We start from the raw sequence: 9,844 nt of genomic DNA on the forward strand, positions 1-9,844 counted from the left end.
GATCCCCGCTTCCGGTGCGGCGCGCCGCGCGCTGGATCAATAGCGGTCTGGGGCAACCGGCCACCGCTGCTGCGCAGGATGCGGCGCAACTGCGCTTCAAGCGGCTGTTTTCGCGCTCCCTGCTGTTTCTGGATGGGCGCGCCCACCGCCGTCTGCGCGGGGTGTTGAATCCGGGCTTCAAGCCGGCCGATCTGGAAGCCCAGCGCCCGGCCATCACCCGCATTGCGCAGCAATTGATCGATGCCATCGTGGCCGATCCCAAGGCCCACCAGGGTTTCGATTTCATCGAGCGGTTCGCCCGGCCATTGCCGGCGCTGGTGATCGCCAACCTGATGGGGTTGCCCGCGCAGGTGCCGCCGCAGTTCATCGACTGGGCCTCCGACCTGGCCACCTTCATCGGCAGCCCGACGCCGGAGGCGCAACAGACGCGGGCGGCGCAAGCCGCGATGGCGGCCCTGTGCGACTTCTTTGCGCAGGCACTGGCACGCCCGCAGGCTCTGCCCACGGACAGCCTGATGCAGCGGCTGCTACAGGCCCGACAGGCGCAGCAACTGAACCAGAACGAATTGCTGGCCCAATGTTGCACCCTGCTCTTTGCCGGCTACGAGACCACCCGCAACCTGCTGGGCAATGGCTTGCTGGCCTTGCTGCGCCACCCCGAACAATGGGCCGCACTCAAGGCCGAGCTACCTCGCGGCAGCCCGACCTGCGCCCGGCCCTGCGCGAGATGCTGCGCTATGACAGCCCGGTGCAATATACCGGGCGGCGCCTGCTGGCCGATGTCGAGATGGGCGGCCACAGCCTGCGCCGGGGTGAACTGGCGATCCTGCATATCGGGCAGGCCAATCACGACCACCGTCGTTTCGCGCAGCCGCAATGCTTTGACATCCGGCGCGATCAGGGCGTGCATTTATCGTTCGGCCAGGGGCCGCATGTCTGCCTGGGTGCGGCGCTCACTCAGATGGAGGCGGAAATCGCCTTCACCCTGCTGATGCAGCGCCTGCCCACCCTGGCGCTGAACCACCATGCGCCACCCCGCTGGCACAGCCATGCCGCCTATCGCGCGCTGGAAAGCTTGTCGCTGGTTTTCTGAAAGAGTTTCCATGCAAGATTTCACTACTGACCTGGCCACGCTGGCCAGCCAGAGCCTGCTGCGCACCCGGCGCGTGGTGGAAGGTCCGCAAGGGCCGCTGTTGCGAGTAGAGGGACAGGATCTGCTGTCCTTCTGCAGCAATGATTACCTGGGCCTGGCCAATCACCCGGAGATCGTCGCCGCCGCCATGACGGCCCTGCAGCAGTACGGCATGGGCGCATCCGCCTCGGCGCTCATCAGCGGCCACAGCGCCGCCCACGAGGCGCTGGAGGCGGAGCTGGCGGCCTTTGTCGGATTGCCGGCAGCGCTCTGTTTTTCCAATGGCTACATGGCCAACCTGGGCGTGATCGGCGCCCTGGTGGGCGCTGGTGACACGGTCATCGTGGATCGCCTGTCCCATGCCTCCCTCATCGATGGCGCCCGCTTGTCCGGGGCCAGCCTGAAGGTGTTTCCCCACAACGACACGGCACGGCTGGAACAGGTGCTGGCGCGTTGCCCGGCCGGTCGCAAGCTGGTGGCCACCGATGCGGTCTTCAGCATGGATGGCGACCTGGCGCCGCTGGCCGAGCTGGCCGCCGTCTGCGCCCGCCATGATGCCTGGCTGCTGGTGGATGACGCCCACGGCCTGGGCGTGCTGGGCCCGCAAGGCCAAGGCAGCCTGGCCCTGGCCCAAGTGCAGGCGCCGCACGTGATCTACATGGGCACGCTGGGCAAGGCGGCTGGCGTGGCCGGGGCTTTCGTGGCCGGCCAGCGCGACCTGCTTGCATGGATCATGCAGCGCGCGCGTACCTACATGTTCACCACCGCCCATCCCCCGGCCCTGGCCGCGGCCACCTCGGCCAGCCTCGGCCTGATCGCCAAGGAGGACTGGCGACGCCAGCGACTGCGCAGCCTGGCTGCGCAATTGCGCCAGGGACTGGCCGGACTGCCCTGGACACTGCTGCCCTCCAGCACCGCCATCCAGCCCCTGATCGTGGGCGATAACGCCGCCGCCCGCGCCCTGGCCGCAGCGCTGCGCGCACGGGGCTTGTGGGTGCCGGCGATCTGCCCACCGACGGTTCCCAAGGCCACGGCACGGCTGCGCATCAGCCTGTCGGCGGCGCACACCCCAGAGCAGGTGGCGCAGTTGGTGGCAGCCCTGACTGCACTCGCACCGGAGTACACCGCATGACGCTTGCCCGCCCCGACTCCTTGGCCGACTCCTTGGCCGCACGCAGCCTGCGCAGCGTCTGGCATCCCTGTACCCAGATGCGGCGCCATGAAAGTATGCCGCCTATCGCCCTGGCTCGCGCCCACGGCCCCTGGCTGGTCGATACCGAGGGCCGCCGCTATCTGGACGCCATCAGTTCCTGGTGGGTCAACCTGTTCGGTCATACCAATGCGCGCATCAATGCCGCCCTGGTCGATCAGTTGGGGCAACTGGAACACGCCATGCTGGCCGGCTTCACCCATGAACCGGTGGTGCAGTTATCCGAGCGCCTGGCAGCGCTGACCGGGCAGGCACTGGGGCACTGCTTCTATGCCTCCGATGGCGCCTCGGCGGTGGAGATTGCACTGAAGATGAGCGTGCACGCCTGGCGCAATGCCGGGCAAGCCGACAAGAACGAATTCATCTGCATCGCCGGGGGCTACCATGGCGAAACCGTGGGTGCGCTGGCGGTGACCGATACCCCGCTCTTTCGCACGGCCTATGAAGCGCTGCTTAGACCGGCGCACATCGCGGCTTCGCCCGATGCGCGCCAGGCGCGGCCCGGCGAAAGTAGCGCCGACGTCGCCGCTCGGGCGCTGGCCGATGTGGAGCGGCTGCTGCAACAGCGCCAGGGGCGCATCGCCGCCGTGATCGTGGAGCCGCTGGTGCAGTGCGCGGCGGGCATGGCCATGCATGATGCGAGCTACGTGCGCGGCCTGCGCCGGCTGTGCGACACCTATGGCGCGCACCTGATCGCCGATGAAATCGCCGTCGGCTGCGGTCGCACCGGCAGCTTCTTCGCCTGCGAACAGGCCGGTATCTGGCCCGACCTGCTGTGCCTGTCCAAGGGCATCAGCGGCGGCTACCTGCCGCTGTCGCTGGTGATGGCCAGCGCGGCGATCTACCAGGCGTTCTATGACGATGACCTGCGGCGCGGCTTCTTGCATTCGCACTCTTACACCGGCAACCCGCTGGCCTGCCGTGCCGCGCTGGAAACCCTGGCCATCTTCGAACAGGAGCAGGTGCTGGCGCGCAATGGCCGCTTCGCCCCCGTGCTGGCGCAGGCCTTGCAGCCGCTGGCGCAGGATGGGCGGGTGCGTCATGTGCGCCAGCGCGGCATGATCTGGGCCTGCGATGCTGTGATCGAGGATGCCGCCAGCGCGTCTGCCTTCGCGCGCCGGCTGGCAGCCGAAGCGGCGCAACGGGAATTGCTGGTGCGCCCCATCGGCGCGGCGCTCTATGTGATGCCGCCCTACATCCTCGATGCCGAGCAGGCGCAATGGCTGGGTGAGCGCTTGTATGCAGCCTTCGATGCGGCCTTTGCGGCGGTAGTGGCGCAATGAGGGGGCGCAGCTATTTCGTCACCGGCACCGATACCGGCGTGGGCAAGACCCTGGTGGCCTCGGCGCTGGTCCACCTGCACGCGGCACGGGGCGTGCGGGCGGCGGGCATGAAGCCGGTAGCCTCGGGCGCTTTCCTTGATCCAGATGGCCAGTGGTGTAACGACGATGTACAAGCCTTGCAGGCTGCCGCCAACGTGGCATTGCCGCCGCATCTGGTGAACCCCTATCTGCTGCGACAGGCGACTGCCCCGCATATCGCCGCCCGTGCAGAAGGCGTGCGCATCGAACTGGAGCATCTGGCGCAGTGTCATGCGCAGTTGCTCGCGCTCTGTGATGTGTTGATCGTGGAAGGCGCGGGCGGCTTCATGGTGCCGCTCGATGAGCGCTACCACAGCGATGACCTGGTCGCCAGGCTGGACTTGCCAGTGGTGCTGGTGGTGGGCATCCGGCTGGGCTGCATCAATCATGCGCTGCTCACGCAACAGGCGATACGCTGGCGCGGTCTGCGCCTGGCGGGCTGGGTCGCCAACCGCATCGACGCCGAGGAAGATCAGGCCGATGCCATGATCGATACCCTGGTGCAACGGCTACAGGCGCCACTGCTGGGCCGGCTGCCCTGGTCGCCCGGCATGACGGCGGCCCAGGCGGCGGCGCGGCTTACTTGGCCAGATCCAGCTTGATCGAATGGGTCGGGGTGCTGCGCACGGCGGTGAAATGCTTGTCGTGGATGGTGCGAAAACTCGCCAACCCCAGTTCGGCCATGGAATTGGCCAACTCCACCAGTTCGGTGACGGCGCTTTCCGCATACATGGCATCGACCTCGTTGGCATCGAGCCAGTGGCGGATGCGGCGCTCACCGGCAAACACGAAGTCGCTCAGGCGCGCCCAATGGTCGCGCAGGATGGCTGCTTCCGGGCCATCGCTGCCGGCCAGCACGCCATCGACCTGGGGCAGCAATTGACGCATGGTCTTGCCACTGCCATCGGCCAGGAAGCGATCGACTTCCTCTTCACTGGCGCAGTACCACAGCCACAAGGCATTGAAGGCGGCCTCGATCTGGTGGCCGATGAGGGCAAAGGCCGAGGCGTGTACGGGAATGGCATCCCGCAGCAGCAGGATGATGCCGCAATGGTGTTGCTGGCCCACCGTCAGGCAACCGATGGCGGCGCAGGCGCGCCTGTCCGCCGGCAGCGGCTGGCCGTTGAATTCGGCAGAAATACGATAGGCCAGGGACTGGGCCCTGGCCAATAGATGATCCAATTGCATGGCACGACTTCCCTTTAAGCGGGCATGGGTGGACGGCTTGTTGTTATTGTTTTCAGCTCACGCCAGTGGCGCCGTCGAGGACAATGCGGATCTTGCGGGCCAGTTCATCGTGGCGATAAGGCTTGTCGATGACGGGAAACTCGCCATCGGCGCCATGTCGCTCTATCGACTCACTGGCGTAACCGGTAGTTAATAAAATTTTCAGTGAAGGTAACACACGCCGGGCTTCCCGCGCCAGTACTACCCCATTCATGTTGCCGGGCATGATCAGGTCGGTAAACAACAGATCGACCGTGGGGCCGGTGCGTATCACCTGCAAGGCCTCGGCGGGTGAATTGACCATGCTCACGCGATAGCCCAGGCTTTCCAGCATGGCCTGGGCCAGTTCGGCCACCTCGATGCGGTCGTCCACCACCAGGATGTGCTCGTTGCCGCCCTGGCTGTGGGTGCGATTGTCATACTCGAAGCCGCCGCCGACCTGGTCATGGGTGGCCGGGAAATAGATCGCCACGGTGGTGCCGCCCTCGCGCCCCGAGGAAATCCGTACCGAGCCGCCGGATTGCTTGACGAAACCATAGACCATCGACAAGCCCAGGCCGGTCCCCTTGCCTTCGTCCTTGGTGGTGAAGAAGGGATCCATCACGCGCGGCAGGATCTCGGGAGGGATGCCGGGGCCATTGTCGATGACGGCGATGCATACATACAGACCCGGTTTGAGGCCAGATTGCAGGGCGCGTTCTTCCGAACTCAGGTCTTCGTTGCTTGTACGGATGCGTACCGTGCCCTTGCCAGACATGGCGTCGCGCGCATTGATAAGCACGTTCAACAGGGCCACTTCCATCTGGGTCGGATCGAGCCGGCAATTCCACAGGCCCGGTGCCAGTTCGGTGCGCACCTGGATATCGCCGCCCAAAGTACGCTGCACCAGGTCGGTAAAGCCTTCAGTCAGGGAATTGAGATTGATGGTGCGCCCTTCCAGGCGCTGCTTGCGGGCGAAGGCCAGCAATTGCTGGGTCAGCATGGCGGCCTTGCCGGAGGCCTTGCGGATGCTGTCGGCACTGCGCGCCACGCGCCCGAGATCGGGCACCTCGCTGCGCAGGGCCAGGTGGATGATGTCGAGATAGCCGGTGATGACTTGCAAGAGATTGTTGAAGTCGTGGGCGATACCGCCGGTCAACTGGCCCAGCGCTTCCATCTTGCGCGCTTGGCCCAGGGCTTGCTCGGCGTCACGGCGGCGGCTGATGTCCAGTTGCGAACTGAAGAAATACTTCAGTTCGCCCTGCTGGTCATAGACCGGCGAGATGAACAGTGCATTCCAGAAGGTGGAGCCGTTCTTGCGATAGTTCAGCAGTTCGGTGGCAATCTCGCGCCGTTCGGCCACAGCCTGGCGCACCTGGGCCACCACCGAGCGATCGGTTTCCGGGCCTTGCAGGAAGCGACAGTTCTTGCCCACCACCTCGGCAGAGCTGTAGCCGGTCATGTTGATGAAGGCATTGTTGACGAAGATGATCGGGTTATCCGGCTTGCGAGGGTCGGACACGATCATGGGCATCCGCGTCATTTCGACAGCGGCAAAGAAGATATCGTTGGCGTCATCGCCTACCGCGACCTTGGCGTGGTCGTTGCGTATTCCGGCATCGTTGTAGTCGTCGGCAGGCCAATGCACCGGGGGATGCTTGGCGAGTGGGCGCATGATGTTGTTCTCCGTAGGGCTGGGCTCGGTTGCAATACAGAAAGATGAAGCGAGCTGCTTACTGGAGTTTTGACATGAGAGTGCTCAGCGGTTCCCCGCCAATTGCAACAAGAACGCGAGCCACCTGTTACATTGCGGCGACACTGCGGCACCGCCCTTGCTACAGGCCGGATTGCTGCTGATGAGCTTGGACTTGCTCGACACGGCCGTGATGGACGATGCGGCCCAGCTCCAGCAGGTAGGCACGATCACTGACCATGCCGGCGAAGTGGGTATTCTGCTCGCACAGCAGGATGGACATGCCGCGCTGCTTGAGCTGTTGAATCATCGCCGCCATCTGTTCGACGATGACCGGGGCCACGCCTTCGGAGGGTTCATCCAGCAACAGCAGGTGCGGATTGCCCATCAGCGTGCGGGCGATGGTGAGCATCTGCTGCTCGCCCCCGCTCATGCGCCCACCGGGGCGATGCGGCATGGCGCCCAGGTTGGGGAAGAGTTCGAACAGGGCCGCAGGGGTCCAGGCCGGCGCGCCCTCGCGCATTGGCTGACGGCCGGTTTCCAGGTTTTGCAGCACCGTCAGCTCGGTGAAGATGCGCCGGTCTTCGGGCACGAAACCCAGGCCCAGCCGGGCGCGCTGGTAAGGGGCCAGGCGCGTGATGTCGCGGCCGCCGAAGGTGATGCTGCCGCTGCCGCCTTCGAGCAAGCCCATCAAGGCTTTGAGCGTGGTGGACTTGCCGGCGCCATTGCGGCCCATCAGCGCCACCACTTCGCCACGCCCGACCTGCAAGGACAGGTCGAACAGGATGTGGGCGCGGACATAGGAGGCATTGAGGCCCTCGACCTGCAGCAGTGGCGCGCTCATGATGCTGCTCCCACGTGTCCGAAGCTGGCCCCGGAACCGAAATAGACTTCGCGTACGCGCGCATCCTGGCGCACATCTTGCGCATCGCCCTGCGCGATCACCTGGCCGCGGGCCAGCACGATGATGCGGTCGGCAAAGGCGAACACCACATCCATGCTGTGTTCCGTAAACAGCACCGATAGCCCGCGTTGGCTGACCAGCCGGCGCGTCAAGGTCATCAGTTCCTGGCGCTCGCGCGCGGCCATGCCGGCCGTGGGCTCATCCATCAACAGCAGGCGCGGATCATTGGACAGCGCCATGGCCAGCTCCACCCGCTTGATGTCGCCATAGGCCAGTACCCCGCAGGCACGCTCGGCCTGGGCGCTCATGCCGACCTGATCGAGCAGGTGCATGGCTTCTTGGCGCAGGCAATGCGCAGCCGGACGCCACAGTTGCCACAGCCGGCGTCGGTGCGAGAGCAAGGCGGCCTGGACGTTTTCCAGTACCGTCAGCGAGGCAAAGGCGGCCGAGACCTGGAAGGTGCGCCCCACGCCACGGCGCCAGATGCGGCGCGCATCCAGCCCGGCGATGTCGTGGCCATCGAGCAGCACGGCGCCGGCATCGGGGCGCAGTTGACCGTTGATGACATTGAAGCAGGTCGATTTGCCAGCACCATTGGGACCGATCAAGGCCAGCATCTGTCCGGCCGGCAAGTCGAAGGACACCGCATTGAGCGCGGCCACGCCGCCGAAGGACTTGGAGATGGCTTGCACCTGCAACAGGCTCATGCGCCCTCCCCGTCGCTGCGCCAACGCAGACGCTGCATGGCACCGGCCAGGCCGCCTGGGAACAGCAGCACCAGCAGCAGGATCACGCCACCCAGCAAGGCGCGCCAGTAATCGGTCTCGCGCGCCACCAGATCTTGCAGCCAAGTGAACAGCGCGGCGCCGAGCAAGGGGCCGAGCAGGCTTTGCACGCCGCCCAGCATCACCATCACCAGGCCATCGACCGAACGCCCCACGCTGGCCACCTCGGGCGAGATACTGCCCTTGGAGAAAGCAAACAGTACCCCGGCCAGTCCGCAGAACAGGCCGGCAACGGCAAAGCCGCCCCACTGCAAGGCGCGCACATCCATGCCTAGCGACTCGGCCCGCACAGCGGCGTCGCGTGCGGCGCGCAAGGCCAGACCGAAGGGAGCGTGGATCACCCGCCGCAGCAAATACACCCCCAGCGCGGCACAGCCCAGGGCCAGGTAGTAATAGGCCAGGGGCGCAGCCACCAGCTCGCTGGGACGCAAGCCCACCAAGCCGTTGCTGCCACCGGTAACGTCATCCCACTGGAAGATGGCGGCCCAGACGATCTGTGCAAAGGCCAGCGTCAACATGGCCAGATAGACGCCCGACAGACGCACGCAGAACCAGCCGAACAGCACCGCTGCGACCATGGCGGTCAACGCACCGGCCAGCATGGCCAGCGGCATCGGCCATTGCCACTGCAAGCTCACCAGCGCGGCGCCATAGGCGCCCAGGCCGAAATAGGCGGCATGACCGAAGGACACCATGCCGCCCGGCCCCAGCAGAAAATGCAGGCTGGCGGCAAACAGCACGGCGATCAGGATTTCCACCATCAGCACCGGCAGATAGGGCAAGCGCCCGGCCAGCAGCGGCAGGGCCAGCAGCACCAGCATCAGCGCCAGGCCCGCCAGCCGCGCGCCGCGACTACTCTGGCGCAGCGGCGCTTGCTGCGCGCCGCTGGAACGCACCAGCGCCAGCGGCTTGCCCAACAAGCCCCAGGGCCGCAGCACCAGGATCGCGGCCATCACCAGGAACTCGACCACCAGCGTGAGCCGCGAAAGAGATATCTCCAGGCCGAACCAGGAGACATGGCCCAGGGCGATGCACAGCGCCTTGACTTCGGCGATCAGCAAGGCCGCCGCGAAGGCGCCACCGAGGGACCCCATGCCACCGACCACCACCACCACGAAGGCATTGCCGATGGTATCCAGATCCAGCGCCAGGTTGGCCGGGATGCGCGGCCCCTGCAAGGCCCCGCCCAGGCCGGCCAGGAAGCAGCCCAGTGCAAACACGGCAGTAAACAGCCAGGCCTGGTTCACGCCCAGCGCGCCCAGCATCTCGCGGTCCTGGGTGGCGGCGCGAATGAGCGTGCCCCAGCGCGTGCGGTTGAGCAGCAGCCACAACAGGGCGAACACCAGCGGACCGATGAAGATCAACAGCAGGTCGTATTGCGGCAGGCGCCGGCCCAGCAGGTGCACGGCACCGCCCAGACCTGGAGCGCGCGGGCCGAACAGGTCTTCCGGCCCCCAGGCCCAGAGCACGGCATCCTTGATGACCAGCACCAGGGCAAAGGTGGCCAGCAACTGGAACAGTTCGGGCGCCCGATAGATCCGCCGCAGCACCAG

9 protein-coding genes and 2 pseudogenes are annotated in these 9,844 nt (G+C 66.0%); 6 read left to right on the forward strand and 5 right to left on the reverse strand.

Annotation, left to right across the window (positions count from 1 at the left end; all coding sequences use genetic code 11):
- Nucleotides 1-161 precede the first annotated feature (161 nt).
- The 6 genes and pseudogenes from I5W_RS33520 to bioD form a co-directional block, all read left to right on the forward strand.
- Nucleotides 162-629: pseudogene (locus I5W_RS33520) on the forward strand (cytochrome P450); the annotation flags it as partial.
- A gap of 98 nt (nt 630-727) precedes the next feature.
- Nucleotides 728-943, forward strand: a pseudogene (locus tag I5W_RS33525) (cytochrome P450); the annotation flags it as partial.
- Between the two features lie 18 nt (nt 944-961).
- Nucleotides 962-1,093 (forward strand): cytochrome P450, encoded by a 132-nt coding sequence (locus I5W_RS33530; protein ID WP_252717113.1) that lies wholly within the window; start codon nt 962-964, stop codon nt 1,091-1,093.
- A 10-nt stretch (nt 1,094-1,103) separates the two neighbouring features.
- Complete coding sequence (gene bioF / locus I5W_RS19145; RefSeq protein ID WP_044530415.1) at nt 1,104-2,264, forward strand: 8-amino-7-oxononanoate synthase; 1,161 nt, start codon at nt 1,104-1,106, stop codon at nt 2,262-2,264.
- Nucleotides 2,261-3,625: an adenosylmethionine--8-amino-7-oxononanoate transaminase gene (gene bioA, locus I5W_RS19150; protein WP_044530416.1), complete on the forward strand. Its 1,365-nt coding sequence runs from the start codon at nt 2,261-2,263 to the stop codon at nt 3,623-3,625. The genes bioF and bioA overlap by 4 nt, the downstream gene beginning before the upstream one ends.
- A complete protein-coding gene (gene bioD, locus I5W_RS19155; protein ID WP_044530417.1) occupies nt 3,622-4,305 on the forward strand; it encodes a dethiobiotin synthase in 684 nt (227 codons plus the stop codon). The genes bioA and bioD overlap by 4 nt, the downstream gene beginning before the upstream one ends.
- Here the strand turns inward: bioD and I5W_RS19160 are convergent.
- The 5 genes from I5W_RS19160 to I5W_RS19180 all read right to left on the reverse strand — a co-directional run.
- Entirely contained in the window at nt 4,283-4,891 is a 609-nt protein-coding gene (locus I5W_RS19160; RefSeq protein ID WP_044530418.1) for a DUF6988 family protein, read from the reverse strand. The two genes, bioD and I5W_RS19160, sit on opposite strands and share 23 nt — an antisense overlap.
- Before the next feature lie 52 nt (nt 4,892-4,943).
- The gene (locus I5W_RS19165; protein WP_050010695.1) at nt 4,944-6,584 is read right to left on the reverse strand and encodes a histidine kinase famiy protein; all 1,641 of its coding nucleotides are present in this window, start codon (nt 6,582-6,584) and stop codon (nt 4,944-4,946) included.
- 160 nt (nt 6,585-6,744) lie between these two features.
- Nucleotides 6,745-7,446, reverse strand: a complete 702-nt coding sequence (locus I5W_RS19170) for an ABC transporter ATP-binding protein (protein ID WP_044530419.1) — start codon at nt 7,444-7,446, stop codon at nt 6,745-6,747.
- Nucleotides 7,443-8,213, reverse strand: a complete 771-nt coding sequence (locus I5W_RS19175; RefSeq protein ID WP_044530420.1) for an ABC transporter ATP-binding protein — start codon at nt 8,211-8,213, stop codon at nt 7,443-7,445. The genes I5W_RS19170 and I5W_RS19175 overlap by 4 nt, the downstream gene beginning before the upstream one ends.
- Nucleotides 8,210-9,844: ABC transporter permease (locus I5W_RS19180; RefSeq protein WP_044530421.1), on the reverse strand; the 1,635-nt coding region annotated here is incomplete at its 5' end. The genes I5W_RS19180 and I5W_RS19175, both read right to left, overlap by 4 nt.

The organism is Herbaspirillum sp. B65 (assembly GCF_000333555.1).
In the GTDB taxonomy this organism is placed as follows: Bacteria; Pseudomonadota; Gammaproteobacteria; order Burkholderiales; family Burkholderiaceae_D; genus Herbaspirillum; species Herbaspirillum rubrisubalbicans.

Coding starts and splice junctions, on each gene's coding strand:
- I5W_RS19165 (WP_050010695.1), bottom strand. CDS start 6,584: ATGCGCCCACTCGCCAAGCATCCCCCGGTGCATTGGCCTGCCGACGAC.
- I5W_RS19175 (WP_044530420.1), bottom strand. CDS start 8,213: ATGAGCCTGTTGCAGGTGCAAGCCATCTCCAAGTCCTTCGGCGGCGTG.
- bioD (WP_044530417.1), top strand. CDS start 3,622: ATGAGGGGGCGCAGCTATTTCGTCACCGGCACCGATACCGGCGTGGGC.
- I5W_RS33530 (WP_252717113.1), top strand. CDS start 962: ATGGAGGCGGAAATCGCCTTCACCCTGCTGATGCAGCGCCTGCCCACC.
- I5W_RS19170 (WP_044530419.1), bottom strand. CDS start 7,446: ATGAGCGCGCCACTGCTGCAGGTCGAGGGCCTCAATGCCTCCTATGTC.
- bioF (WP_044530415.1), top strand. CDS start 1,104: ATGCAAGATTTCACTACTGACCTGGCCACGCTGGCCAGCCAGAGCCTG.
- bioA (WP_044530416.1), top strand. CDS start 2,261: ATGACGCTTGCCCGCCCCGACTCCTTGGCCGACTCCTTGGCCGCACGC.
- I5W_RS19160 (WP_044530418.1), bottom strand. CDS start 4,891: ATGCAATTGGATCATCTATTGGCCAGGGCCCAGTCCCTGGCCTATCGT.